Annotated in this window: 21 protein-coding genes; 12 read left to right on the forward strand and 9 right to left on the reverse strand. The window is 46.8% G+C overall.

Going from position 1 to position 26,166, the window contains the following annotated elements:
- Nucleotides 1-53: 53 nt before the first annotated feature.
- The 3 genes from GRF55_RS07870 to GRF55_RS07880 all read left to right on the forward strand — a co-directional run bounded on the left by GRF55_RS07870 (nt 54) and on the right by GRF55_RS07880 (nt 1,616).
- Nucleotides 54-428 carry a hypothetical protein gene (locus tag GRF55_RS07870; RefSeq protein WP_220367894.1) on the forward strand — a complete coding sequence of 125 codons (375 nt, stop codon included), beginning with the start codon at nt 54-56 and terminating at the stop codon, nt 426-428.
- A gap of 247 nt (nt 429-675) precedes the next feature.
- Nucleotides 676-1,110: an HU family DNA-binding protein gene (locus GRF55_RS07875; RefSeq protein WP_220367895.1), complete on the forward strand. Its 435-nt coding sequence runs from the start codon at nt 676-678 to the stop codon at nt 1,108-1,110.
- A 14-nt stretch (nt 1,111-1,124) separates the two neighbouring features.
- Nucleotides 1,125-1,616, forward strand: coding sequence for an NAD(+) diphosphatase (locus GRF55_RS07880; protein ID WP_220367896.1), 492 nt, complete (start codon nt 1,125-1,127; stop codon nt 1,614-1,616).
- Between the two features lie 11 nt (nt 1,617-1,627).
- On the opposite strand, the gene GRF55_RS07885 is transcribed toward GRF55_RS07880, so the two are convergent.
- Nucleotides 1,628-3,421, reverse strand: a complete 1,794-nt coding sequence (locus GRF55_RS07885) for a phosphatase PAP2 family protein (protein WP_220367897.1) — start codon at nt 3,419-3,421, stop codon at nt 1,628-1,630.
- Nucleotides 3,422-3,704: 283 nt separating this feature from the next.
- On the opposite strand from GRF55_RS07885, the gene GRF55_RS07890 reads away from it, so the two are divergent.
- On the forward strand, nt 3,705-5,405 hold the full coding sequence (locus GRF55_RS07890) for a SulP family inorganic anion transporter (protein WP_220367898.1): 1,701 nt from the start codon (nt 3,705-3,707) through the stop codon (nt 5,403-5,405).
- Between the two features lie 81 nt (nt 5,406-5,486).
- Here GRF55_RS07890 and GRF55_RS07895 read toward each other — a convergent pair whose 3' ends face one another.
- Complete coding sequence (locus GRF55_RS07895) at nt 5,487-6,392, reverse strand: TraB/GumN family protein (RefSeq protein ID WP_220367899.1); 906 nt, start codon at nt 6,390-6,392, stop codon at nt 5,487-5,489.
- A 402-nt stretch (nt 6,393-6,794) separates the two neighbouring features.
- Between GRF55_RS07895 and GRF55_RS07900 the strand changes: the two genes are divergently transcribed.
- From GRF55_RS07900 to GRF55_RS07910, 3 genes are all read left to right on the forward strand, one after another.
- On the forward strand, nt 6,795-7,139 hold the full coding sequence (locus GRF55_RS07900; protein WP_220367900.1) for a toxin: 345 nt from the start codon (nt 6,795-6,797) through the stop codon (nt 7,137-7,139).
- A 6-nt stretch (nt 7,140-7,145) separates the two neighbouring features.
- Nucleotides 7,146-8,129 carry a type II toxin-antitoxin system antitoxin SocA domain-containing protein gene (locus GRF55_RS07905; RefSeq protein WP_220367901.1) on the forward strand — a complete coding sequence of 328 codons (984 nt, stop codon included), beginning with the start codon at nt 7,146-7,148 and terminating at the stop codon, nt 8,127-8,129.
- A 169-nt stretch (nt 8,130-8,298) separates the two neighbouring features.
- Nucleotides 8,299-8,928: a hypothetical protein gene (locus GRF55_RS07910; protein ID WP_220367902.1), complete on the forward strand. Its 630-nt coding sequence runs from the start codon at nt 8,299-8,301 to the stop codon at nt 8,926-8,928.
- Between the two features lie 194 nt (nt 8,929-9,122).
- Here GRF55_RS07910 and GRF55_RS07915 read toward each other — a convergent pair whose 3' ends face one another.
- The 3 genes from GRF55_RS07915 to GRF55_RS07925 are packed head-to-tail and all read right to left on the reverse strand — an operon-like array spanning nt 9,123 to nt 15,897.
- The gene (locus GRF55_RS07915; protein ID WP_220367903.1) at nt 9,123-9,446 is read right to left on the reverse strand and encodes a hypothetical protein; all 324 of its coding nucleotides are present in this window, start codon (nt 9,444-9,446) and stop codon (nt 9,123-9,125) included.
- Between the two features lie 12 nt (nt 9,447-9,458).
- On the reverse strand, nt 9,459-12,554 hold the full coding sequence (locus GRF55_RS07920) for an N-6 DNA methylase (RefSeq protein WP_220367904.1): 3,096 nt from the start codon (nt 12,552-12,554) through the stop codon (nt 9,459-9,461).
- 22 nt (nt 12,555-12,576) lie between these two features.
- The gene (locus GRF55_RS07925) at nt 12,577-15,897 is read right to left on the reverse strand and encodes a helicase-related protein (protein ID WP_255563762.1); all 3,321 of its coding nucleotides are present in this window, start codon (nt 15,895-15,897) and stop codon (nt 12,577-12,579) included.
- 613 nt (nt 15,898-16,510) lie between these two features.
- Here GRF55_RS07925 and GRF55_RS07930 point away from each other — a divergent pair.
- Together GRF55_RS07930 and ndk are read left to right on the forward strand one after the other, a co-directional pair.
- Nucleotides 16,511-16,996: a hypothetical protein gene (locus tag GRF55_RS07930; protein WP_220367905.1), complete on the forward strand. Its 486-nt coding sequence runs from the start codon at nt 16,511-16,513 to the stop codon at nt 16,994-16,996.
- Nucleotides 16,997-17,035: 39 nt separating this feature from the next.
- Nucleotides 17,036-17,497, forward strand: coding sequence for a nucleoside-diphosphate kinase (gene ndk / locus GRF55_RS07935; RefSeq protein WP_220367906.1), 462 nt, complete (start codon nt 17,036-17,038; stop codon nt 17,495-17,497).
- Between the two features lie 95 nt (nt 17,498-17,592).
- Here the strand turns inward: ndk and GRF55_RS07940 are convergent, their stop codons facing one another.
- The 3 genes from GRF55_RS07940 to GRF55_RS07950 all read right to left on the reverse strand — a co-directional run bounded on the left by GRF55_RS07940 (nt 17,593) and on the right by GRF55_RS07950 (nt 20,098).
- Nucleotides 17,593-18,000, reverse strand: a complete 408-nt coding sequence (locus GRF55_RS07940) for a DUF4377 domain-containing protein (protein WP_220367907.1) — start codon at nt 17,998-18,000, stop codon at nt 17,593-17,595.
- A 73-nt stretch (nt 18,001-18,073) separates the two neighbouring features.
- Nucleotides 18,074-18,664 carry a carboxymuconolactone decarboxylase family protein gene (locus GRF55_RS07945; RefSeq protein WP_220367908.1) on the reverse strand — a complete coding sequence of 197 codons (591 nt, stop codon included), beginning with the start codon at nt 18,662-18,664 and terminating at the stop codon, nt 18,074-18,076.
- A gap of 57 nt (nt 18,665-18,721) precedes the next feature.
- Nucleotides 18,722-20,098: a tryptophanase gene (locus tag GRF55_RS07950; RefSeq protein ID WP_220367909.1), complete on the reverse strand. Its 1,377-nt coding sequence runs from the start codon at nt 20,096-20,098 to the stop codon at nt 18,722-18,724.
- Between the two features lie 384 nt (nt 20,099-20,482).
- On the opposite strand from GRF55_RS07950, the gene GRF55_RS07955 reads away from it, so the two are divergent.
- Nucleotides 20,483-21,460 (forward strand): glycosyl transferase family 90, encoded by a 978-nt coding sequence (locus GRF55_RS07955; protein WP_220367910.1) that lies wholly within the window; start codon nt 20,483-20,485, stop codon nt 21,458-21,460.
- A 539-nt stretch (nt 21,461-21,999) separates the two neighbouring features.
- Here the strand turns inward: GRF55_RS07955 and GRF55_RS07960 are convergent.
- Nucleotides 22,000-24,183 (reverse strand): S8 family serine peptidase, encoded by a 2,184-nt coding sequence (locus GRF55_RS07960; protein WP_220367911.1) that lies wholly within the window; start codon nt 24,181-24,183, stop codon nt 22,000-22,002.
- A gap of 180 nt (nt 24,184-24,363) precedes the next feature.
- On the opposite strand from GRF55_RS07960, the gene GRF55_RS07965 reads away from it, so the two are divergent.
- Together GRF55_RS07965 and aroC are read left to right on the forward strand one after the other, a co-directional pair.
- Nucleotides 24,364-24,948: a peptidylprolyl isomerase gene (locus GRF55_RS07965; RefSeq protein ID WP_220367912.1), complete on the forward strand. Its 585-nt coding sequence runs from the start codon at nt 24,364-24,366 to the stop codon at nt 24,946-24,948.
- 38 nt (nt 24,949-24,986) lie between these two features.
- Nucleotides 24,987-26,060: a chorismate synthase gene (aroC, locus tag GRF55_RS07970; protein WP_220369666.1), complete on the forward strand. Its 1,074-nt coding sequence runs from the start codon at nt 24,987-24,989 to the stop codon at nt 26,058-26,060.
- Nucleotides 26,061-26,166 lie beyond the last annotated feature (106 nt).

Raw genomic sequence — 26,166 nt, forward strand, 5'->3', positions numbered from 1 at the left:
GCTGCCGAGGCGAAGCCATCAATCGGATAAATTCCAATTTAGCGTATAGAGAAATGAAACCGCTTATCGTAACATTTCCTTTGTCACTTATGTTTTTCTTTTCGTGCGGCTCAGGCCATCCCGATAAAAGGGTTACGGCAGAAAACGCTTACGAGGGAGTAAACAAATATTGTCATGATGTCTATGACTGGAGTGCCGCTAATGAAAATCCCTCCATCATGAATGTCGAGATGGGGGCAGAATCGGATTCTGCGTATGAAGTGGTATTCCGAAGTTATACGGGAGCAACAGTTCATTTTTATGTTGACAAGAAAACAGGTAACACAAGGATTGTGGAGAAAGTACCTGTTCTTAATATTGAAAATGAGACAGGAACAATAGATTTGCTTGATTACCTAGAGAAGAAAGAAAAACTAGAAAGCAAGTAAAATTCCAATTTATCAGATAGCTGTTGCCTATCTCGACCGCCAAAACTGGAAAAGAGTGTGCGTGAAAGTTCAGGGATTGAAATGCAAATTCACTGAAATTGATGACCAAATTCACTGAAATTGGTGAGCAAATTCAGTGAATTTGTTTTTAGAAAGTGCAACTTTTAGTTAACCAAACCTTGCATTTCGCCTCCATATATAGTAACTTTGCAAAAGTTAAAATCAACCTTTAATAATTATCTTTTCTATGGCAATACACTACAAACTTATTAAAAATCAAATCAAAAGCAGTAAGAACTACGGGAAATATTATGCTCACACGGTGAAGCAAGGAAAGGTGTCGATGGAGCAGATAGAGCAGACGATACAGGAGAACTGTACGGCAAAGGCATCGGACGTGCGCCTCGTGTTGCGCGAGCTGTTCGACACCGTGAAGCAGTATATGCAGGATGGCTATGTCGTTGAACTGCGCGAGATGGGGAAATTCCATATTTCCGTGCAGAGCACGCCTGTTGACGACCCGAAGAACTTCAGCACCGACAGGCATATCACGGGATTCAAATGCAACTATACGCCCTACGGTGAACGCTACAAAGCGGGCGAAGGAAAGCGCGCCCGACACATCCATCGCGAAATGACCGACGGCTGTGAGGCGAAACCGCAGAAGGAATACAAATATTAAAGAAGAAGACTGATATGAAACAACACAAACACTGCCCCGAATGCGGGGCGCTGCTGACGGAAAAGGCGCTCGAAGGCGAAGGCATCGTGCCCTGGTGCGAGCAGTGCGAGGCATTCCGCTTCCCGATGTATAACGTCGCCGTGAGCCTGATTGTCATCAACGAGCAAAACGGGAAGGTGCTCCTCGTGAAACAATACGGACGCCCCCACTACATCCTCGTGGCAGGATACGTAAACCGGGGAGAGACGGCTGAGCACGCTGTGTGTCGCGAACTGAAAGAGGAAATGGGGCTGACGGCACACCGCATTGCCTTCAACCGCACCAGCTTCTTCGAGCCGTCGAACACGCTGATGTGCAATTTCACCGCCTATGTGGCAGACGACCATGAGCTGCACACGAACAACGAAATCGATGCGTATGACTGGTTCACACCCGACGAGGCACGTCGGCACATCCGTCCCGACAGTCTTGCCGAGTGGTTTCTCAATGCTTTTCTATCGGATTAGAAACCCGTATCTTAGAAGTTGATGACGAAGGAGCCTCCCAACACAAAGGTGTTGCGCGCCTTCTTGATGCGCTGTGTCTCTTCCGTGTCGCTATACTTCAAGCCCATGAGTGAGCTGATGTTGGGCAGTGCATCGATGATGAATGCGCCCGGGTTGTAGGTCATCGTGTAGGTTTTGCGCGTATAGTCGTAGTCGCAGAATATTTTCCACGCGAAGTTCGACTTGTAGGCGTAGGTCAGCGAGATGCCCGTTCCGACCTTGAAGGTCTTGTTTCCGCCGACGGTGAAATAGTCCCATTCGGTGGAGTAGTTGCCCAGATGCCGGACGTTTCTCACGAAGAAATTATCTTCGTCGTTCGGGTCTTCCTCGAAATCAAAGTCCTTCATTCCTCCCGAGACGACGGCATCGAGATTGAGCTCCTGCATGATGCTGCGCCCGACGAGCAGTTTGCTGCCCAGTGCGAAGCGGTCGGACAGCGGCAGGTTGAAGTACAGACCGAGGTCGGCAGCGAACTCTGTGAGGTGGTCGCTCTGGATTTTCAGGTTGAAATCGTCGATGATGCCCGGCTGGTAGTCGGGTGTGCCGGGTGTTCCCCTTGCGACGAGGAGTTCAGCCATGTCATCATTGCCGATTTCCAGTATCGTCCTGAAGATGTCTTTTGTCGCAATCTGCTCGACTCCGTCCCATCCCTTGATAGGCGAACTGTTCACTCTCAGTCGTCCACCCACACCGATGTATTTGTTGAAGAAGTAAGCTCCTTCGGCAGCCACGGCGGTAGATGTTCCGAATTTCAAGTTGAGCACCTTGCTGTCTTCACCTCCTTCCAAGTCAAACTTCTCCAAGTCGAAATCCAGTTTTTTGCTTCCGAATCCCACTCCCATTGACACGCTGAAGAACGAGGGGTTGGTGACGATATTGGCGTCGCTGTTGAGGTCGTTTCGCAACAGTCCCTTGCCCTTGAAAAGGATATCGCTCAGGGCGTAAGCCAACTCGGTTGACAGGATACCGATGCCTGCACCCGACAGCACGTCGCTCACCCAGTGGCGGTTGTTGAGCACACGCATCACGCCTGTTGCCGTAGCCACGCCATATCCGGCGATGGAGTACCACGGCGAGCGGGTCAGTCCGTATTCCTTATGCAGGATGGTTGCACCGGCGAATGAGGTTGCCGTGTGTCCCGAGGGCCAGGAATTGGCTGACGAGCCGTCGGGTCGCATTTCCTTTGAGGTATATTTGATGCTGTTGACGAGTATCGCCATGATACCGTAGGACATAGCTGAACTGGCGAGCAGGCGCCCCCAGTCGGAGCGTCCTTCCACGCCACCGATTTTCAGTCCCAGCGTCACGGCTGGTCCGAAATACTGCGTATAGTCGTCGATACGCGTCTTAAACTCCGTCAGCAGCACGTGTTTCGTACCGTCGTTCTGCCGGAAAGCTTTCTTCTCGCTTTTGGCGATGATACCTGCCACGAAGAGGGGCACACCGACGAAGGTCAGGTCGTCCATCACCTTGTATGGCTTCACTCCCTCGTTGGTACGCATCCATGTCCATGAAGGCGACGAAAGTGATGCCGGATAGAGACACATCAGTTTTGCAGTCTCTGCACGCTCTGCGCCGTCCGGCTCGCTCTTTGTCTCCATCAGTATCAGTCTTTCCACACCGGTTTCCCTGTCAGCGTGCAGACTCATGTTCACTTCTGCATTAAACGTCGGCATCTCACCATATTTGAAAGGTTCGCCCACCGATGCTTTGACTTGCACAACTATCATGGCTACGGCTGTCAGCAGCAGCGCTTTTCTCATCATATCTTTCGCTCTTCGTTTTTCCATTTTTGCGTTGATTACTTGGTTATGACTTTTTCATTATTATAAACAACATTGCTCTATGTGTTTGCAAAATTAAGAAAAAATAATAGAATAAAGTGAATTGGACGTGTTTTTTTATAAAATAATCGTACCTTTTTATAAGATACTCACGTTCGACAACGAAAATAAAAACAAGCTTTTTTTTTGTTCTTCTCTCAACTTGCACTATCTTTGCAGGCGTTTTAGAAACAATGTCATATCTCGTTATAGCAAAAACACGATTATGAACAAGACTATTTCTGGACATCTGCAGGATGTTTTCCGCCCGAAACTGGCATCTGTCATCAAGAATTACGACCGCAAGACGTTTGCCGCCGACGCGATGGCAGGCATCATCGTGGGCATCGTGGCATTGCCGCTGGCTATTGCTTTCGCCATCGCTTCCGGCGTATCGCCCGAGAAAGGCATCATCACCGCCGTGGTGGCAGGCTTCGTCATCTCCGCATTCGGCGGAAGCAAGGTGCAGATAGGCGGTCCGACAGGCGCCTTCATCGTCATTGTGGCAGGCATCATCGAGCAATATGGCATACAGGGACTGACGGTTGCCACGCTGATGGCAGGTGTCTTCCTCATCCTCTTGGGTGTGCTGAAACTGGGCACCATCATCAAGTATATCCCCTATCCTATCATCGTAGGCTTCACCGCCGGTATCGCAGTGACCATATTTACGACCCAAATCAAAGACCTGCTGGGCATGAGAATAGACAATGTGCCGGCTGACTTCATTGAGAAATGGGGTGCCTACTTCTCGCATCTGGGCGATATCGACCCGTGGAGCGCAGGAATAGGCATCGCAAGTATCGTGATTATCGTCTTGTCGCAGCGCGTACTGAAGAAGATTCCCGGTTCGCTCGTTGCCATCATCCTCGTCACCGTGGTGGTGCTCCTGCTGAAAGAATATGCCGGCGTGACAACCATCGAAACCATCGGCGACCGCTTCGACATCAGTTCCACCCTCCCCTCAGCAACGGTTCCGGCTCTCTCATGGGACACGATTAAGATGCTGGTAGGACCGGCTATTACGATTGCCGTGCTCGGAGCCATCGAGTCGCTGCTTTCGGCAACGGTGGCAGACGGTGTGATTGGTGACAACCACCACTCCAACACGGAATTGATAGGACAAGGCATGGCAAATATTGTCTCGCCGCTCTTCGGCGGAATACCTGCCACGGGAGCCATTGCTCGCACAATGACGAACATCAAGAACGGCGGACGGACCCCCATCGCCGGTATCATACACGCAGGAGTATTGATGCTGATATTCCTCTTTCTCATGCCGTTGGCACGCTACATCCCGATGGCATGCCTCGCCGGAGTGCTCGTTGTCGTGTCCTACGGCATGAGCGGATGGCGCTCTTTCATCGCCGTCATGCACAATCCGAAGAGCGACATCACCGTCCTGCTGCTCACATTCTTCCTCACCATCATCTTCGACCTCACCATCGCCATCGAAGTAGGACTGCTCTGCGCATGTCTGCTCTTCATGCGGCGAATGGCAGAAACCACTGAGGTGCGCGCCATTCTCGACGAGATAGACCTCAACGAGGATGCCGACATGGAGCGTGGAAATCTTGAACACCTCACCATCCCCGAAGGTGTGGAGGTCTATGAAATCAACGGTCCCTACTTCTTCGGTGCCGGCAACCGCTTCGAAGACATCATGGCACGCTACGGCAAGCGTCCGAAGGTGCGCATCATCCGCATGAGAAAGGTGCCGTTCATCGATTCCACGGGGCTCCACAACCTAGAGAACCTCTGTAAGATGAGCCAGCACGACGGCATCACCATCGTGCTCTCGGGTGTCGTTCCGAAAGTGGAGAGCGTATTGAAGAACAACGGCTTCAACCAACTTTTAGGCGAAGAGAACATCTGTAACCACATCGACATCGCACTGGCACGCGCGCAATTGATAATTAAGAATTAAGAATTATGAATTAAGACTTGATAGTTGAGAATTGACAATTACTGGTTCGAAAACCTAATCATAATTCTTAATTCATAATTACTACTGAACTCCTTCCACCGTATATCCTGCTGTTTTGAGCAGGTGGATGAGTCCTTTCTCGCCTGTGAGATGAGCAGCACCGACAGCAAAGAAGGTCGGTTTCTCAGCCATGATGGCAGGCATCTTCGTCATCCAGTCGGCGTTGCGCTTATAGATTAAGCGTGCATCCTCCTCTGGTGTAGAGTCACAACTGTTATGCTGTTTCTCGTCCATCGCCGCCTGCACCTTGCTCAAGTCCTGCGTAAAGAAGCCTTCAATCACCTTCTCCATCATTGCTATCATCACGTCGTTATTGTCAACAAGACACATCAGCAATTCTTTCTGGCGTTCCAATGTCATTGAACCGAACAGTACCTCCATCTGCAAATCGAATGTCTCCAAGCCTCCAACTGGTTTCCCCTGCTCTTTTGCCACCTTCTGGAAATAGCCGTCAAAAGGATTCTGCGCATCGAAGCCAGGTTTCTTCATCATATACATCAATACGGTCAGTTGCGTGTTGAGTGCTTGCGGTGTGAGTTTTCCCATCTGCATTTCCACCATTGGGTTCGTCATGTCCACGCCCAACAGTTGCTTCAGGAAGGCATTGAAACGAGTCATTTCGTCTGCTGTGAGGAGCATATTCAGCGTCGTTCCCTCTGGAAGCATCATCGCCTGCTGCATCTTCATCAAGTTATCAGGCTTCATCATCTCTTCCATGTCGATTTCCCCATACACCTGCTCCGCAGCATTCAGCGCCGCTTTCAGTCCAGGAATACTGTCAGTGAACGACACGGGTGCGAGGTGATACGTACCGATGACATAACTCGGAGCCTTCAGTCCGTTACCAGAAATTTTGTACAACAACTGTGCCTGCACGCCCATCCCAGCGATCAGCACCAACAAAAGGGTTAAAACTGTCTTTTTCATCTTTATAATTCATTTAAAAATTTGTTTCTACTGATGGCATAAAGCCGTTGCAAAGATACGAAAGTAAGTTGATTCTTCAAACTGTTTTTTGTGTCAATACACAGTTTTCACAAATTATAACTACCAAATAGGAGCATTTTTCTTATTCTGGCTTCTTTTCTCTATCTTTAATTCAACCTGTAATGGTTGGAAATGCGGTAGAGGTTTAGGCAGCTGTCAATAGTTCTAGGTTCATGAGTCCATAACCCACCCCAACAAAACTAAAGGAATCAATCGCTGGCCTCCTATGACTTTAATACTTTTAATACTTTTCAACTTTATCGCTAAATAATCATCGATTTTCTTTGTCGTTTCAACTAATAAGTTTATTTTTGCAACAGAAAATAAATTGTAAACAACATAATGGCAACAAAAGAAGAAGTACAGCGTTTCCTGAATCAAATGAAGGAAAAGATCAAAGTCTTCGGAATTATATATAGAGATGATAGAGGTAAAAATGCCCAGACACTGATTGATCTGGAAATTACGCCTAAGTATCGGGACTCTGTTATAATCAATATAGAAGTCGAGGACTACTCTGAAGGACCTGTCATAGACACTCTCAACCAATGTGGAGAGATGTGGGTCTTTGGAAAAGACGTTAAAGGACAGGAAGTTTACATCAAGATTACATTGGGGAAGGGATCAAGTGCATTATGCATTTCTTTCCACATTGCAGAACACCCAATGAACTATCCATTTAAATAAAACGATATGCAAAGTCCATTTACTGGAGGTCATGCTACCCTCCGCCACGAGTTATCAGAACTGACGTTCCGTAAGGAGAAATTCCAGTACGTACACCAGTTTTATGAGTGCAATGAGACCAAAGAGCGCTTCACCACTACAGCATTGGACGAAGTCAATGTCGGACAGGTATATAATCAGTATCGGGCCAAATACGGTATTCCCTTCCCTGACGAGATTAAGCGTATTCGTCAGCGCTATGGTCTGCCCGCCTCTAAGATGTCACAGATTCTTGGATTTGGTGACAACCAGTATCGCTTATACGAAAATGGAGATATGCCCAGCGAGGCTAATGGCAAGATTCTGATGTCTATTCAGAATCCACACATCTTTGAGAGTTTTGTAACCAATGCCAGGAATCAGTTTGAGGAAGACGAATTTGCCAAGATACTCAATAAGGTAAAATCAGTCAAAACAGATGCCAATGATGCATTCATCAAGGATTATATCTTCAATGGAAGTCGAAGGGACATCTTCAATGGCTATGCCACCCAGTCTATCAACAAACTCAAAAACATCATCCTTTTCTACATAGAGAAGTATCATGGGGTATTCTTCACGATGATGAACAAATTGCTGTTCTACACAGATTTCTATAGTTATAAAATGACCAGCAAAGGAATGAGTGGTTTGGCTTACAAAGCCATTCAGCGAGGCCCTGTGCCTGTTCGATGGGACAGAATCTATAGTTTCTACGATGACATCCAACAAGAGATTGTGCATTTTGATTCTGGAGCAGAAGGTACAAAACTCACCTCCACACTTTCTCCTGACCTTTCAGAATTCTCAGACGAAGAACTCAAAATCCTAGAATCCATCTATCAGCGTTTCAAGACAGAGAACTCCACAAGGCTTTCGGACATCAGTCACAACGAAGATGCATGGCAAAAGTATGTTGACAGCGGACAGATGATTAACTTTGATATGGCATTTAAATTAAAAGCGATATAACACTAAGGCAGAAAGGCTCAGAAAGATTGGTCTTAAAATTCCGGCACAAGGGTCTATATGCTTGTTAAGAGCGAAATGGTTAGATTGATTCGTAGAATACGAATATGCATTATTGTTATTAAATAGTTTATTTCGTACAATGAAAAGTGTTTTTTTACAATTAGCGATTGTGATTATAATATTACTATCTATATTATTATGCTTTAAGGGCGATCCTTCTAATGTCATATCTAATGGTACAAACATAGTTACTGCTATCTGTTCTTTGGGAACTCTTGTTTTGGCAATCCTTCTTTATAATAAATATGGAATAGATTCTAAATTAATCGAAAAGAATACAGATATTGTTTTTAAGTTAGTAACAGAGTTTAATAAACTATTCTTTATTGTTGAGGGGCCAAAATCTAACATTTTTTTATTAATAGTACGGTTGAACAATAAAAATTTGAAGGATATTTTTTCGGAATATTTAAGTCAACCAATATGCTTTACTAAGGATTATTTTGAGATATTAGATCCTATTATGTCATTATGCAATGATCCTTTTATGCCGCCTACAATAGTAGAAGCTAGTAAATCTTTATCGGTCGACTGTATTGTTGGCATAGAGGGTTGGCAAGATAACTATGCAGTCATAAAAAGAGATGCTGCAAAATTGTCTGATAACAATTTTGTCGGTCTTTTAAATGAGAAAGAGATAACATTAGGCGAGTACATCACTGCTTTTGAAAATTTCAAAAATGTAATAACCCTTTGGTTAAAAGAGCATTCAGGTAACAGTGTGGAAATGAATTTTTAGCCTTCGATTATAATTCAATTAATAATGTTGTATGCCACACTAGTTTGGGGAGAATGTTCCTTACATATCCAATGCATCACAGCTCATTGAGCGGAAATATATGAATTGTTCGTTTTGGTATTCGCTTTATGCTATGCGGTGCTTATCACAGGATGCCCCAAAAGTGCACGTAGGGTCTCTTCCGTGCACTTTATTCAAAATATCTCTACTTTGATTTTTACATCCAACAGTTTTGCGATTCTTTCAAGCAGACTCTTTTTGCTCTTTGTTGGCATGTGAGTACAAACGAACCATCCTTCACCCAACTGCCTCATTTGCATTCGACAGTCCATAGAAGACACAACTATTGGAAATCCTTCAATGCGGACATCCTGTAAGTTTGCAACCTGCTCAGGCCCAAAAGCCTTGATTGTAGAAAGAAATGTCTCTGTAGCATTTTTCTCTTGTATTTTCTTTCTGTTAATTGTTACCCGCAACGATAGGGCTGGTGATTTTTTCTTTCGTACTTTACCTTCCATATTTATAATGTTCTATGATTCTTTTATAATATTGATTTCCTCCTCTGATAAGTCATATAGTTGATAAACGAGATGGTCGATTCCTGATTCCCAAAGTGATGTATCTGCTGAAGGATTGTCACGTTTTGTATTTACTATTTTATCAGCTAATACTGCCAAATCTTTTCCTAACTGTTCGTCAGGAAGTACTATTGGTAATTTTTTGAGATGAGTTAATTTTACTTGAGGGAATACTCTACCAGATTCTTGAACAAGCCTATTGTAAAGGAACCTGATGTAAGAGGAATTTATAATTGCTAGAAATGTGAGCATGCTAATTTTATTTGAATACTCTTCTCTAACCCATGCACATTGAATAGTGTTTCTAAACCATATGTAGTTGGTGTCTATTGTTGCAATAGGATACGGTGCAGTTTGTCTCCATATTATTTTATCCTTCCTCGCAAATGCCTCTTTGCTGAAACTAACTTGCTCGTTTGATTTCAATATTGTTTTATAGTCGAGATTAAAGTATTCATCTGTATCTGGAGAACAATAATAGCGGTTTATTAATTTACCATACCAAACAGGGTGACTATTCATAAAATACATCTTGTTTTTATTAAAAAGGCGCTCATAGAGATCATTGCCTCCTTTATTTTTGAGGCCAATATTGCTTCTGTGATATTGTATGCCTGCATCGCGTATATCAAAAACATCATTAAACACAAGTGCACCTGTTGATGATGAAGGCAAGAAATTCAAATCGCTTTGCTTCTTTACTTCATCAGTATTTACTATCTCAACGACACCATTAACAATCCAGTTGTTTGATTTACTTGCATCTACATAATTAACAATACCGTCGGTGGTTGTGTTCTTAATTAATGATATACAAACAGGAACTACTGCATTCTCAAAAACACCCATCCCCAAATTAACAACTCTTTCAATCTTATAATTAACAAGAATTGAACGAATATCTTTATAACGTGGCTGACTTAAATATGTATTAGGGGTTATGTAACACAAATATCCAGTTTTATTGTTTGTGATATTTAATCCTTCTCCAATAAACATTTTGTAGATATCTGCATAGTTCTTTACCAATGCTTTATATTTTTTCTTGTATATCTCAATATCTTTGTCTATATTGGCGCCATATGGTGGATTTCCAATAACTATATCAAAGCCTCCTTGTGTGAATACATCAAAGTACCAAGTATGCCAAAGCATGAATTGATTGTTACCAGATAGGTCAAGGTCTCCAAAATTAACGTTTATACTTTGCTCGCGTAATTGTTGCTTTACGTTATCTATAATTTTTGTGCGAAGGATTTGTTTTTTGTGATGGATTGTACAATCATAATACTCTTCAAGCATTTTGCGCAAATCAAGACGTAAGACATCTATCATGTCATCGAACATAGTCGTTTGGTACATATCATGTTTTTCCGTCTTCAATTCCGTTATTGTTGAAAGGTCAACACCCTTATATTGCTCCAACAGCGAGTTTCCCTGCATAATTTTGAAGTCAAGATTGGGCAGAGCCTGTGGTGTTTCCTCGTCAACAATCAGAGAAAGCCAGAAGCGGAGGCGGGCGATGTCAACAGCACCTCGCTCGATATCTACACCATAGATGTTTTGCTGGATGATGTACTTCTTGATTTCTGCGGCTTTATTCTGCTCTATTCCTTCAAGGGCTGTTCGACATAAGAATAGTTCCTTCAACAATCCCATTGGAAATGCTCCAGAGCCAATAGCTGGGTCGCATATCTTGACAGTTTTTAGAGCATCATCTACTTGCTGGCGGAACTTGTCGTTAGTTCCAAGAGCGTTGACATCATGAGTGGTTACAAACTGGCGAATAGCTTCTTTTGTGGCATCGTCTTCAATATCTGTCTGGAGATAGGCAATGAGACTTTCACGACACATATAGCTGACGATTTCCTTGGGCGTATAGAATGCACCCTTGTCTTTGTTGTCCTCCAGCAGGTTCTCGAAAATACGGCCTAACATCTCTGGGTCAACACCTACCTCTGCATCGTCAGGATCGTTCTCGTCGATGGTGAAGTTATAGGAGGCAAAGAAGTCGAGCAGGCTCTGCATATATTTGGCTGGCAAAGGAAACTCCGTTTCGTCTGTGGCATCACGCTCGAACAAACCTCCATTGAGATAAGGCACTTTTAATTGATAATTGAAAATTGACAATTGAGAATTATCATCCTTGCGCTCTGTATTGAGGTCGTTGAATAAGACTTCGAGAACATTGTCGATGAAGTGATCTTTATCTGTTGTTTGGGTAAAGAGGTTCTGGATAAACTCTGCATCACCTGTTCCCCATTTAGCACCAGCAGGAACACCCAGCCAACCTTTCTTCTGTAGGAACTGGAGGAAAACCAAACGGCCCATCAGTTTCTTCACATAGTCACGGACAGCTTTCTCCGGGTTAGGGAAGTGGGCAAACTCCTGCATGATTTCCTCGCAGGGGTCGTTCTTGATTTCTTCTTCCCATTTATTGCCTTTCTTAACCATTCGTTTGCCTGTGACATACTGAATAATGTCCTCGTACTGCTTCTTGTAGCCATCGAAGAACATATCGCTGACAGCATCTACAGAGAACGCTTTCGTTAGGTCTTTCAACGTAAGACTACTATCACGCAGTTTCTCGAATTGCTGGATAGCCGTACGGCTGCGATGCCCCTCACCTAAGAGATACGTGAAGCGCTTGGTATCGGTTGACTCCTTTTGGTACGTTCCATCATCGGCAAACGTCCACGATTCACTAACATAAGAGAAGCGGAGTACGCTCTCATTCTTACGATAGCAGAACATAAAAGCTCCAGCATTTCCATTGTTACGCCATTGGGTGAGCAACATATCACGGATGCCTCGACGATTGCGTTCAATATCAACACTATCGGATAGTTCCACCTCATAGATAGAGATGGTCTGATCATCACTCAACGTAATAGTACCCAGCCAAAGGGCTTGACGGGCAAACTGACTATTGGTTGACACGACTGAAGGTGTGCTCCAGAACTCTACTTTGCGTCCGAAGATGTCATGCAGCAGTTGCTGCCAGTTCTCACGATTGTATTTTGATTCGATGATAGGTCTGTAGTCCATAGGTTAATTGATAATTGATAATTCATGATTGAAAACTCTCGGATAGGATGATGGTTGGCTCCGATTCCTCTTCTGCCTTTTGTGTGTCCCGATAGTAGGCGTTATACTTGTCTGCCATCATGAGTACCTGTTTCAGGGCTTCGTCGAAGGTCATCTTTGCCTTGCTGCCACCTTGACGCATCAGGTCTTTTTGTATGCGTTGCAAGCGTTTGGCTATGAGGGTGATGGTGCCTCGTTCTGTCAGTTTCTTCAACTGTACCAGTTTGACATACACCTCATCGTCTTGCACATGTGGCAACATGCTGTTGATAAGACTGACAGCTGTCGTCACCTGAGCACCAAGGTTGCTACGTTGGTTCTGATTGGATTCCTCTTCCTGCATCTCTTTCACCTTGGCTATATGGAAACTCTTCACAGCCTTCTCAACATGGTCATGATGTTGTGCTATTCTTGCTACTGCTTTTTCTTGTGGTGTAGCCTTGAAATATTTGAGAGCATCAAGCACAGATAATTCACTTGCCGTTTGGTCGTTGACAAGGTAGAACAACTTGCGGAAGTTAGTCTTCAGGAACACAAGGGTTGAGTCTGCAAGCAAGGTGCCTTCCACTTCTCGCTTCTCTCTTCCAGTACGACTACGCAGAGATAGTTTTTCTATGCGCTGGTACTCCTTACGGTTCTGCTGGTAAAGTGAGCGCAACTCCTCATAGAACGGCAATTCCAGGTTGCGGTCTTCCTGTTCTTTCTTTATTCCCTCCTTGAACAGTTTATCCAAATCACGGTCTATAATCTCGTCTGTTGAATAGATCTGGTTGTCTTCGCCAAACGTGGTGTGGAAAGTCTGTATCTTGCTCAAAGCAATCTGGTTGAGTTTGATTTGTTTGTTACCTTGACGCGAAGGATAGAACACATAATTATATATGGTATCCGACTTAGAGCCGATACGATTGACACGACCTATACGTTGCATCAGACGGGTTGAGTTCCAAGGAGTATCGTAGTTGATGATGATGTTAGAACGATGCAGGTTCACACCTTCTGCCAACACATCGGAAGTAAGGATGATGTTGTAGTCGTTCTTCTGCTGCTTCCAGTTGGCATCGAAGTTCTCGCGTATGGTCTTGAACTGCTGGTCGCGATTCTTGGCAGAGATAACCATCACATCGTTGCGATGGATGCGCCGCGACAGATATTCTATGGTATCAACCGATTCTGAGAATACCACTAACTTGCCTTCGAGGTTCTTGTCCTTATCGAACAGCTCGTCGGCAAGGAGTTGTTCAAACTTGGCAAACTTAGAGTCATCATCGTCGTCTATGTTTTCCCATTGTGACCACATATGGTCGAGCAGTTCTTGGTCTTGGCGCAGCAGCTCGATGTATTCCGGCTGGAAGTCGTCACGTTTGAATACAGCATTCTTCGGATTTTCTTCTGCCTTCTCGTTTAGTTTTTCCTCTATCTCATCGTCGGTATAACCCATCTCATAGAGTTTGTTGATATCCATATCTGGAGCTATGAAGATGCGATCGTTCTCCCACATACTAATCATATTCTGATTTGCCTGACGGAAGTTCTCGACGGAAATCTTGAAGGCATAGAAACTGCTCTCCAATCGTTTCACCATTCCGTTTTTGCGAATGCCTGCCAAACTGCGGCTGATAAGTTCTGCGTTGTCGTAGAGTCCAGGAGCAGCTTCTGGCTTCAAGTAAGCAATAGCTTTATAGCGAGCGTAGTTGAGTCCTTTATCCATTATGGTCATTGCATCGTCGAAAAGGCTGGCAAGATGCGGGTTCAGTTCGTAATCCTTTTTTATAGGGTCAGCAACTTTCGGGAAACCTTTCACATCTTTCGTATAACGGGGAATGCTCTCTATGTCTGTTCGAGTGCGACGGACTGTGAGAGGTTTGATAACTCTGTCGCGGACGCGCTCAGCAAGTTTCTTAAACTGTTTGATATCGAAATCGTCCTGCTTGCGAAACTTACGGAATTCCACCTGTAAGGGAGAGAAGAATGCGGTAAGATTGGGCACACCGTCGATAGTACATTGACGAGGGTCTTGGAACATCAGAATCTGATTGTACAAGTCAACAGGAGCATTGTTCATCGGAGTAGCAGAGATGAGCATCACCTTCTTCTTATATCCGGGAATATTACCTTTGTTGATGCGTGGCATCTTGCAAATCTCCTGCAACTGCTGGAAGGCACCTGTGGTATGGGTACGAAACTTATGCGACTCATCGACAAGTACCAAGTCATACTCGTCAGCATTCCAATAGTCGTAGTTGTCTTCGTCAAGGACTTTCGACAGACTGCCGTTCGTCACGAAACGGGCATACTTATCTATATTGAAGTCTTTGAAGGTTGTCTTCCAGTTCTGTTCAACGGCAGGTGGATAGACAACAAGTATCTTCGTGTTGTCGCGACCATTCTCGATGAGGAACTTCTTGGCTATCATCGTAGCAATGACCGTCTTGCCAAGACCTACCACGTCGGCAAGGAAGAAACCGTCGTAGCGTATCAGCTTCTGATAGCCCTCGATGACAGCATCAGTCTGATACTCTAACTTAGAATAGCCGTCGGGCATATCAAATGGATCATCGTTGTCAATAGCCAAGACACGATCGGAGAAATATTCCATAAGCATCTTGATGTAGAGCTCATAGGGCGACACATCTTCTTTGACATACGTATCATCAAGAGTTGCCTTGAAGTCTTCTGCGTCGATAGCAACATTCTTTGCCTCGTCCCAAAGCAGTTCAAACTCATGACGGGCAAAAGCAACATCTTCGTATTGCGTTAGCTTCACATTAAACTCGTACTGCTTGTCGTCACCAATACCAAGACCATTACCGCTGAGATTACTGCTACCCGTAATAGCTGCGCCAAAGGTATGTTGATTGAAGTTGTCGGGATAGAGGATGTAGAACTTGGCATGTATGCGTTTCGAAGGATGAGCGCGCAGCTCCAGCTTGCCGTCAATCATATCCTGGAGCATCTGGAGCATGCCGTCCTCCACCTTTTTATTATAATGCGACTGTTCGATGTCTTTCTTCAAGAGTTGCAGACATTCTTCCTTCACTTCTTCTTCTGCACCCATAAACAGCATGCCTTTCTGATGGCCACGGGCAATATACTTGTCTACATCAATACCAATAAGGATGCGCACCTTGTTGATGCCATCCAAAAAGGGACGCAAAGCAAAATAGCCCGACGCACGAAGGAAACCCACGACGGCATCAAGATTCTTCACTTGAGGGTTGTTCTGGAGTATGCCCTCAAACTCTTTCATCAACGTATTCCCACCACGGTTAGTAAAGAAGTGGGACGAGATAGGTATGTCTGACATATCTACGCAATAGATTTGAGCAGCGAAAGGACTATCTCGGATGATGATGGATTTGAAGAACCTAAGGACAAGAAAAGCGCAACTGACACTTATCTTAGTCCCTTGGTTCTCGCATACCCATTATACCAGATAAGCCGTCCACGCTATCGCGTAGACGTTAGTCTTATTAGGCGGTATAATGTCTGTTGAATTTGCGAGATTCAGGGACATACCGAATAGCACTAACGCTATGTTATTATTTTTCCTCAAAATGGTTGTTCGTCTCCGCTGAGGCGCACAACTCGAAGGCAAAGATACGATTTTTTTCTATTATATTATTATAATAATGTGTAAATTCAAGCAGATTTTTTAATCTTTGTATAAAATACTCTCGTTCGACAATGAAAAGAAAATAACTTTTCTTTTGCACTGTCCTCACTTATTCGTATATTTGACTGACGTCCAAGTTAGGCTGCACTTCGGATATAAAAAAGAATGAGATTCTTTTTGTATTGTCTTCGGTTTGCACTAACTTTGACTGACGTCCAAGTTAGGCTGTACTTCGGATATAAAAAAGAATGAGATTCTTTTTGTATTTCACTCAGTTTGCACTAACTTTGCACCGCAAATCGCCATGGCTAAGAAGAAAAAGAAACATACGGAGGACTCGTCGGAGCAGTTGCTCTTCTCCCCACTCGAAATGATTGGGGAACAGGAACAGGCATCGAGTGGCGAACCAGTGCAGGAGGATGCGAAGGAGACCACGAAGCAGTCTGCCGACCTGCCGACCGTCAGCGACGAACCGGACGTGATTGACCCGGAGCGGCTGCTCACGGAGATGACGGTCGTCATGGAGTATCTCGACACCATCAGCATCGGCAAATGCCGCATGATAGCCATGGAGACGGCTGCCCTCTGGCACAACGGCGTGAGGATGAACGGGCGCTACACCATCCAGAACATGCCCGAGCGGACAATCGACGGCTACAAGTTCCTCGCACTCTACTACTGCAGTTTCTTCAAGGTGTTTCCAAACATGATGGACAAACTCGGACTGCCCTACGAGGACATCTGCCTGAAGGCGCTGGAACGATACAACGGGTATAAGCCGAAAAACTGATTAAGAATATCAATCATAACTACACTATAATATTATTTTATGGAAACAACACTCGTATTACTGAAACCCAGTTGCGTACAGCGCAACCTAATGGGTGAGATTATCAACCGTTTTGAACGTCGCGGACTGCAGGTTGTAGGATTAAAAATGATGCAACTGAGCGATGAGATATTGCGTGAGCACTATGCACACCTCGTGGACAAACCCTTCTTCCCTGCCCTCGCTGCGTCGATGCAGGTGTCGCCCGTAGTGGCTCTGGCGCTGCGCGGTGTGGATGCCGTGCAGGTGGTACGCACGATGACAGGTGCGACGAATGCCCGTGTGGCTGCTCCCGGCACCATCCGTGGCGACTATTCGATGAGCAACCAGCAGAACATCGTCCACGCATCAGATTCTATTGAAAATGCAGCCATCGAACTGAAACGTTTCTTCCGTCCGGAAGAGGTGTTCGACTTTGCTGCCGCACAGCAGGGATTCATCTACGGCGACGGCGAGATTTAACCACCGACTGGGTAGATATAACAACGGGAGCCGCTTCTCAGACTGAGAGGCGGCTCCCGTTGTTATACCACATTGATCATCAGAAATGGCGGTCGTCAATCATTGCCAAAGACTTCCTCGCATGGCTTCTGTGCCGACCAGGACTCGTCGTAGATTTTCATTTGGAAGGTCGAAGGGAAAGTGGTCTCCTTCTGTGTCTTGGAGACTACACGCTCCACCTGCATATAGCTCGACGCCGCATCCTGCACCCTCGGGTCTCTCTCATGCCATGTCACTTCCAAGACATATTCATATCCGGGCTCATAGACAAAGCCGTTGATCTCGCTCGCGGTCTTCCAGGCACCGTTGTTCCCCGTCTTATATATAAAGGTGGGGACCACCTTTCCCGTGAAATCGCAATAACAGGCACGCTTGGATGCCACCGTGATGACCTCCGTATCATCTGAACAGGAAGCGAAGAAGGCGGCGAAAGCAACTAACAACATGTACTTTACGATCTTCATTTTCTCAATGCTTTCTTAGAGTTGACACTTGATTTGTTTCACTTTTCTTTGAGATGACCATCTTGTCTGCCGGTTACAGACTGTAGCCTTCTTCCCTGAGCCACTGGCAGAGCTCGTCCACTTGCTCCTTGGTGTTGCCCATATAGACGGCACACTCTTTATGACCTTCCAACTGGGGCTCAACACCCGTCATGCCGCTGAGGGCTGACACGGTGACGAGTTCGCGGTCGGAAGCCTTGAGTTGGTCGCTGGCGAAGACGTCGCCGAAGAGGTGCGACTTCATGTAATAGTCGTTCTGCGGACAGAAGTCGTAGTCCCACGGAATGCCGCCCTCGAGCAACGTCTGCACCTCCGTTCCCTGCTTCAATGCCTGTGCCGCATCGTTCCAAATTTCCGGACGCTTCCACGGCTTGCCCTCGCTGTCGGCGATACCCTGAGCCTTGCGGTCGGCAAGCACCTTCTCAAGCGTGCCCAAGGCATTGAGTGAGCGGGGAAAACCCGTGTAGGCATAGAGTTGGGAGAAAGCCTCCTTCAGCTCGTTGATGGTCACACCGCCATCCAAAGCGCGACGGATGGCTGGGTCAAGACGCCGCAAGTCGCCCTGTGCCTCTAAACAAGCACAGGCACAGAGCAACAACTGGCGGTCTGAAAGTGTTTTTTTCATAAGTGTCATCTGTTATTTTTCCAGTTTCTTAGTTCCGCTAACGCCATATAAAGCCTCTTATCCGAGACGGCGCAGCTTCACCGTGAAGTGGCGCATGAGCGGTGCTTCCCACTCGATGGCGACACCACGTGTGATGCTCTCACGACGGTCATATACGTTCTTCAAGGCTGCGGCGATGACATTCATGTGATTGTCGGTATATACACGACGGGCGATGCACAGGCGCAGCAGGTCGAGTCCGCCGAAACGGTTCTCACGGGTAACGGGGTCGCGGTCGGCAAGCATATAGCCGATTTCGCAGCCACGGATGCCGGCTTCGAGATAGAGCTCGCAGGTCAGTGTCTGTGCGGGGAACTCTTCTTTCGGCACATGCGTCAAGACCTTGTCGGCATCCACAAAGATGGCGTGTCCACCTGCCGGACGCTGATACGGAATGCCATACTCATCGAGTTTCTTTGCCAGATATGCCACCTGATGGATGCGCGTCTCGAGCATTTCGAACTCGGTGTTCTCGTCGAGTCCCACTGCCAGCGCATTGAGGTCGCGACCGTTCATTCCGCCGTAAGTGATATAGCCTTCGAAGGGGATGCAATAGAGTTTGCAGCCCTCGAACCACTCCTCGTTGTTGGTGGCGATGAAGCCGCCCATGTTCACGATACCGTCTTTCTTGGCAGACATCGTCATGGCATCCACGTAGCTATACATCTCGCGGGCAATCTCCTTGATGGTCTTGTCGGCATATCCCTGCTCGCGGGTCTTGATGAAATAGGAGTTCTCGGCAAAGCGCGCTGAGTCCATCACCACGGGAACGCCATGCTTGTGGCAGAGCTCGCAGGTCTCACGGATGTTCTTCATGCTGACGGGCTGTCCGCCGACGGTATTGTTCGTCACGGTGAGCACCATGAAGGGCACGTTGCCCTTGTTCTCTACGAGCACTTTTTCGAGTTTTTCCAATGACACGTTGCCTTTGAACGGCACTTCCAACTGGGTGTCTTTCGCCTCGTCGGTGGTCACGTCAATCGCCTTTGCGTGGCGGCTTTCGATGTGTCCTTTCGTCGTATCGAAATGGGCATTGCCTGGAATGACATTGCCTTCTTTCACGAGATACGAGAAGAGCACGTTCTCGGCAGCACGTCCCTGGTGGGTGGGAATGACATATTTCATGCCGAAGATGCGCTGCACGACTTCCTCGAACTTGTAGAACGAGGTAGCGCCGGCGTAGCTCTCGTCGCCCAGCATCAGTGCCGACCACTGGCGGTCGCTCATCGCACCCGTACCGCTATCGGTCAGGCAGTCGATATACACCTGCTCGGCTTTCAGTTGAAACACGTTGTAATGGGCTTCTTTGAGCCACTGTTCTCTCTCCTCACGCGTGCTTTTGCGCAAGGGTTCAATCATCTTGATTTTCCAAGATTCTGCAAATGGTAATTCCATAGTATTTGCTTTATGAAGTTAATAAATAATGTATCGGGGAAATTGATAAAAAGAGGGGGCTGACCATGCAGCCTGACAACTCCGCACAACCTTTTCCGAGGCTGCACGGAAAGCATTAAAGAGCGAATCCGTCACGCTTTTTAATATTCAAGTATTTGTGTGAGATAAATCCTTTTGAGGTACTGTCTTTCATCCTTCGAGATTTAATTCGCATACAAATATACGACTTTTTCGTAAGAAATACAGCCTTTTATCCAAAAAAAATCCTGCATTACTGATTTTTTTTCAGTCTCTTTTACTATATTTGTGCGCATTTATTGAACAAACATTCAAAAAAACATACAGAAATCTGACAGCAGAGCCATCTGTCGTCTGTTGACAACTATGAAACTACATCGATTCAAATACTTACTCAAAAATGGGAAGAACCCCAAATATAAGTATTATATCAATGCCTATACGAAGACATATTTCCCCCATGTCTTGCTGCGACCATGGCTCGATGGCAAACTGAAGGATTTGGACAAGCGCGACGACAAGGACTACATCCTCTCACGCGTGGCTTACTACAACAAGCTTGCCGCTGACTGCGCGATTGACCAAGAGGCATGGAAAAAGGCGGCATTGCCTGTCAGAAGCCAGAAACGAACCCACCCGTCGGTCTATTTCCTCGACACGATGGAGTATGCACGATGGTTCCCCAAGCACCTCAAATATGCCATGCTGCTCGGCGATATCACCGAAGTGCCCGAGATACCGATGATTGTCAAGAGCCGACCCATCGAAGGCGACAACCGCAACTCGGTGGTCATGAAACTCGACAAGGTGCGCCACTTCGTCTTCCTCAACGACCATATGGAGTTCGAGGAGAAAAAAGACATGGCAATATTCCGAGGCGGTATCAAAAGCAACAAAAACCGATGGGAGTTTCTTGAGAAATATTTCAGCCACCCGAAGGTGGATGCAGCCTCGACAGACGATGCCAAACCGGAATGGAAAGGACAACTGCTCACGCTGAGAGACCACCTGCAATACAAGTTCATCCTCTCGCTCGAAGGCAACGACGTGGCAAGCAACCTGAGGTGGATCATGTCGTCCAACTCCGTAGCCGTCATGCCCCGCCCCACCTACGAGACGTGGTTCATGGAGGGAACGCTCATCCCCGACTTCCACTACATCGAGATAAAGCCCGACTTTTCCGACTTGATTGAAAAGATGGACTACTACATCGCACACCCCGACGAGGCAAAAGCCATCATCAGACACGCCAACGAATACGTAGCACAGTTCAAAGACAAGAAACGGGAAGACCTCATCTCGCTGCTCGTACTCGACAAATACTTCCGCATCACGAACAAGTAACGCAACGCAAAACTCACCCGAAACACCTGCATCGGCAGCACTATAAGACATATTTGTCATTTATTATTTATCATTTATCAAATAGCGAAGCGCAAAAGTAAGCGTTTCGCAAACCAAATTCACTGAAATTGGTCACCAAATTCACTGAATTTGATGAGTAAATTCACTGAATTTGTTTTTTACAAGTTCAACTTTCGCAAAGCAAATCAAGTTGAATTGGACACCAAATCAAGTTGATTTGTTAATCGACGGTGGCGAAACGGGATGCAGAAAGTCTGACGATGATGGGCAGAAAGATGCGCTTTCCAACAACAAAAAAAGGCTGTCTTCGCGACAGCCTTTTCCTTTTAATACAAAAACATTATGAATATATGATCATTTTACGCGAATGATTTCGTCACACTCACATCCTCAATGGAGGATTCCGAGTGCAAAGATAGGGCATAAAAAAATAACGTGCAATACCTAAAAATAGGGTTTTTTCATTTGAATATGTCAGGGAAATATCCTCACATATTATATATAGGGTTGTTCGCCGCCTACAAACGGATGAGGGTTGAACCGGCAATGGCTGGATGGCCATCTATCTGCACGGCATAGACGGCTGACGGCAAACGGCTCAAATCGAGCGAATAGCTGGTGTTTCCGGCTGACATCCGCGCCGTATGGAGCAGCATTCCACCCACGGAATAGATTCTCACCGTGAACAGACGGGCTGCCGGTTCGGTCGTCTCAATCGTCAGCAAGCCGCCCGCACGGAGTCCGATGCGCGCCGGTGTATGCTGTTGCGACACTCCCTCTATGGCGGTTATCCCCAGAATATCAAGCAAACCGCGATAGACATCAATCTCGCCATGCCCATAATAATTGTTGGGATAAGTCAATGCTGGGTCGTAACGCTTGCACGTGCGGCTGAACACACCGATGATTTCTTCGCGCGTCAGTGTCGGCTTCGCCTGCAACCACAAGGCAATAGCTCCTGCAACGGCTGGCGTTGACATCGACGTCCCGCTGTTGGCATTCCACACATACGTCCTGCCGTTATAGTCAAAATGAACCACATCGCTGGCAATGTCGCTGGCGGTAGGATTCGCTTCCAGATAATAGCTGCTGTAAGACGAGATGACGTTCACACCCGGTGCCATCACATCGGGCTTCGTGCGTCCGTCATACGTGGGACCGACCGACGAGTGGCGGTAGCGGATGCCACCCGTTCCCATGTTGTAAGGGCGATAAACGCCTTGATAATTGACTACCCCCGTGCGATAAGCAGTGCCGCCGACGCATATTGCCGCAGGCGCACTTCCCGGCGAATGGATGCTGCAAACCATCTCGCCGGCATCCAACGAGGGATTCGTTGCGCTGGCAGAGATATAGCCCGAGCCCTTGAACAGTTCCACGTCGGCATCGGTTCCGACCAGTTCTACCGATATCTCGCGCTCCATTCCGAGGCGTGCATCGCCCCTGAGATAGAAATCGTATGCCGTCTCCGAAGGGTTATAACATGAAGGATAGGCAGTAACCGTCAAGACGTATTGCCTGCCACCTGCCACAAGCGTGTCCGTATAAATCGAATCGGGCGAGGAAAGGACTTCGGCAGTGCTAACTGTTTTCACTTCGCGCGGCGTCTCGTAAATGGTCGTTCGGATGGCAAACGACGACTGCGACTTGGCTGTAAAGCTGACCACATTGCCACCGGAATAGAAGAATGCACCCATGCTCTCCGTGCCCTGCGGCTTACGGAAATAAGTCTTTCTGCCGCCGTCATTGCCCGCTGCCGCCACAAAGATTCTGCCGGGACCTGTCAGGTTTTCTATCATCTCATAGAAAAGCTGGTCGTCGCCACGGAAATCCTGCGACGAGCCCTCGCTGAAGGAGACGACACAAGGTTTCCCTACCGACGCTGCATAATCGAAAATGTATTTGTAAGCCAACGCATCCGTGGCATAGGTGTACTTGTAAATGTCGGCACTGTCAATCAGCGCAATGTCGCTCGAAACGGCATTGTTCACGATACAGATGTCGCTCTCGTATGCCATGCCGCGGTAAGGCGAATCGTAACCGCTGCCGGCAGCGATGCCCAGCGTGTGGGTGCCATGTGTCTGGATGAGTCCGTCGCGCGAATGGGCATAGCCCCGGATAGCCTCTTCCGTCGTATAATCGGCACCTACATACAAGGCACTGCCGACCGTGTCCGTGGACAACTGGTCCCAGAAACGCTTGATGCGGTAACGGCTTGCCGTGGAATCGAAGAAATTAGGATGCGTCACATCGAAGCCCACATCGACAACTCCCATCACCACCCCTTCGCCCGTATAGGCTTGCGGCAGATTGGTTCCCTCATAAACCGGCTGCGTATTGAGATGGATGGCAGTGGAATCCATGACAAGCGAATGGCTGCGATTGGCTTCGATACGCTTCACGCCGGTATGTCGGGACAACGCCGAAAGACGATGAACGGGAATGTCGGCAATATAAATGTCGCCAACCTGTGCCAACACCCGACAGCCGTTCTCGCCGAAAGCGCGTTCGCCCTCCGAATCCATACGCACAAACGCACAGATGCGGGGAGAAGATTTCTTCCCAAAAACCTTCTTCTGCGACACATGGTCCCGCAAGGCTAATTCACGAACCAGCGAAGACATCTTCTCAAAGACAGGACGCTGGGCACCGGAACGCAACACTCCCAATGCGCATACCAGGCATATCAAGAGGTATCTCATTGCTGAATACTTATCAAATGAATACTATATCTGTTCTGCAAAATAAATAAAAAAAAACGAGACACACAAATTAAATCACCGGAAAGAAAAACACAAAGATGCCGTTTTTTTCGCTTTTTTCAATAACTATCATTTATTTTGCTTACCTTTGCACACAAGAAAAATAAAAAACAAAAAAACATGGATACAATCAACAAGTACATCGCAGTTGACTACCAACTCTACATCGTGGAAGACGGCAAGCCGCACCTGATAGAAAAAACCAACGCCGACAAGCCGTTTGTCTTTATCAGTGGACTGGGAATGACCATCGAAGGATTTGAAAAAGTAGTGGAACCGCTGGAAAAAGGTGGAGAATTTGACTTCATCCTGTCGCCCGAAGAAGCCTACGGAGCATATAACGACGAGCGAGTGGTGAACCTGAGCAAGGAGATTTTCAGCATCAATGGACACTTTGACCACGACAATATCTACATCGATGCCGTCGTGCCCCTCCAGAACGAAGACGGAAACCGCTTCCTCGGACGCGTAGTGGCTATCAACGACGACGATGTGCGCATCGACCTCAACCATCCGCTGGCAGGAAAGGAACTCAACTTCAAAGGAAAAGTTGTTGAAACGCGTGAAGCCACCAACGATGAACTTCAAAGCATGCTGGCACACATGAGCGGAGAAGGATGCGGATGTGACGACTGCCAAGGCGATTGCGGCAGCAAACACGAGAAAGAAGGCGGATGCGGATGTGGCTGCGGACACTGCCACTGACACACACTTATTACAGTCTCTACCAATGCACCACGACAATGAGCAATACGTTCGGACATATCTTTACGCTGACAACCTTCGGTGAAAGCCACGGAGAAGCTATCGGGGGAGTGGTTGACGGTATGCCGCCGGGAATCGACATCGACGTCAGTTTCATACAAGCGGAACTCAATCGGCGACGACCCGGACAAAGCCAACTGACAACCGGAAGAAGCGAGACTGATGAGGTGGAGCTGCTCAGCGGAGTGTTTGAAAACAAATCGACAGGCACTCCTATCGCATTCATTGTGCGCAACAATAACCAGAGAACAGAAGACTACGAAGCAATACGCCACCTGTTACGACCCTCACATGCCGACTTTACCTATTTATATAAATATGGTACGCGCGACTATCGGGGCGGAGGGCGGGCATCGGCACGAACAACCATCAGCAGATGTGTGGGAGGCGCATTGGCAAAACTGGCACTGCGCCAAACAGGAATCACCATCCAAGCCTACACCTCACAAATAGGAGACATCGGACTTGAAGGCGACTACACCCAGTACGACCTGTCGATGACGGAACAAAACGACGTGAGATGCCCGGACGCAGAGAAAGCCAAGCAGATGGAAGAACTCATCATGAAAATGAAAAAGGAAGGCGACAGCATCGGAGGCATCGCCACATGCGTTATCAAAGGATGCCCGGCAGGTCTTGGAGAACCGGAAACCGACAAGTTGCATGCCGCACTCGCACACGCCATGATGAGTATCAATGCAGCCAAAGGATTCGAATACGGAGAGGGATTCAACGCCTGCAGATTGCGGGGAAGTGAACAAAACGACGTGTTCGTCAACAAAAACGGGCGCATCGGGACACTGACCAACCACAGCGGAGGCATACAAGGAGGCATCAGCAACGGAGAAGACATCTATTTCCGAGTAGCATTCAAGGCTGTGCCCACCATCATGACGGCACAACCAACCCTCGACACAACGGGACAACCTGCCACCCTCGAAGCTCACGGAAGACATGATTCATGTGTCGTTCCACGCGCCATTCCGATAGTCGAAGCAATGGCAGCAATGACGGTTTTTGACTTCTATTTGCTATCGAAAATAGTTAAATAACTAAAAAAAACGCACTTTTCCGAAACTTTTTCTTATAAAATTATTGGATTTAAAAAATAATTCGTATATTTGCAAACGATTCTTCTGGGTTTGTGAAAATCCGAAA

Origin of the sequence: Prevotella sp. Rep29 (assembly GCF_019551475.1) — a bacterium.
Lineage (GTDB): Bacteria > Bacteroidota > Bacteroidia > Bacteroidales > Bacteroidaceae > Prevotella.

Coding starts and splice junctions, on each gene's coding strand:
- GRF55_RS07880 (WP_220367896.1), top strand. CDS start 1,125: ATGAAACAACACAAACACTGCCCCGAATGCGGGGCGCTGCTGACGGAA.
- GRF55_RS07925 (WP_255563762.1), bottom strand. CDS start 15,897: ATGTCAGACATACCTATCTCGTCCCACTTCTTTACTAACCGTGGTGGG.
- GRF55_RS07900 (WP_220367900.1), top strand. CDS start 6,795: ATGGCAACAAAAGAAGAAGTACAGCGTTTCCTGAATCAAATGAAGGAA.
- GRF55_RS07945 (WP_220367908.1), bottom strand. CDS start 18,664: ATGAAAAAAACACTTTCAGACCGCCAGTTGTTGCTCTGTGCCTGTGCT.
- GRF55_RS07915 (WP_220367903.1), bottom strand. CDS start 9,446: ATGGAAGGTAAAGTACGAAAGAAAAAATCACCAGCCCTATCGTTGCGG.
- GRF55_RS07870 (WP_220367894.1), top strand. CDS start 54: ATGAAACCGCTTATCGTAACATTTCCTTTGTCACTTATGTTTTTCTTT.
- GRF55_RS07905 (WP_220367901.1), top strand. CDS start 7,146: ATGCAAAGTCCATTTACTGGAGGTCATGCTACCCTCCGCCACGAGTTA.
- aroC (WP_220369666.1), top strand. CDS start 24,987: ATGAGCAATACGTTCGGACATATCTTTACGCTGACAACCTTCGGTGAA.
- GRF55_RS07885 (WP_220367897.1), bottom strand. CDS start 3,421: ATGATGAGAAAAGCGCTGCTGCTGACAGCCGTAGCCATGATAGTTGTG.
- GRF55_RS07920 (WP_220367904.1), bottom strand. CDS start 12,554: ATGGACTACAGACCTATCATCGAATCAAAATACAATCGTGAGAACTGG.
- GRF55_RS07940 (WP_220367907.1), bottom strand. CDS start 18,000: ATGAAGATCGTAAAGTACATGTTGTTAGTTGCTTTCGCCGCCTTCTTC.
- GRF55_RS07950 (WP_220367909.1), bottom strand. CDS start 20,098: ATGGAATTACCATTTGCAGAATCTTGGAAAATCAAGATGATTGAACCC.
- GRF55_RS07895 (WP_220367899.1), bottom strand. CDS start 6,392: ATGAAAAAGACAGTTTTAACCCTTTTGTTGGTGCTGATCGCTGGGATG.
- GRF55_RS07930 (WP_220367905.1), top strand. CDS start 16,511: ATGGCTAAGAAGAAAAAGAAACATACGGAGGACTCGTCGGAGCAGTTG.
- GRF55_RS07875 (WP_220367895.1), top strand. CDS start 676: ATGGCAATACACTACAAACTTATTAAAAATCAAATCAAAAGCAGTAAG.
- GRF55_RS07960 (WP_220367911.1), bottom strand. CDS start 24,183: ATGAGATACCTCTTGATATGCCTGGTATGCGCATTGGGAGTGTTGCGT.
- ndk (WP_220367906.1), top strand. CDS start 17,036: ATGGAAACAACACTCGTATTACTGAAACCCAGTTGCGTACAGCGCAAC.
- GRF55_RS07965 (WP_220367912.1), top strand. CDS start 24,364: ATGGATACAATCAACAAGTACATCGCAGTTGACTACCAACTCTACATC.
- GRF55_RS07955 (WP_220367910.1), top strand. CDS start 20,483: ATGAAACTACATCGATTCAAATACTTACTCAAAAATGGGAAGAACCCC.
- GRF55_RS07890 (WP_220367898.1), top strand. CDS start 3,705: ATGAACAAGACTATTTCTGGACATCTGCAGGATGTTTTCCGCCCGAAA.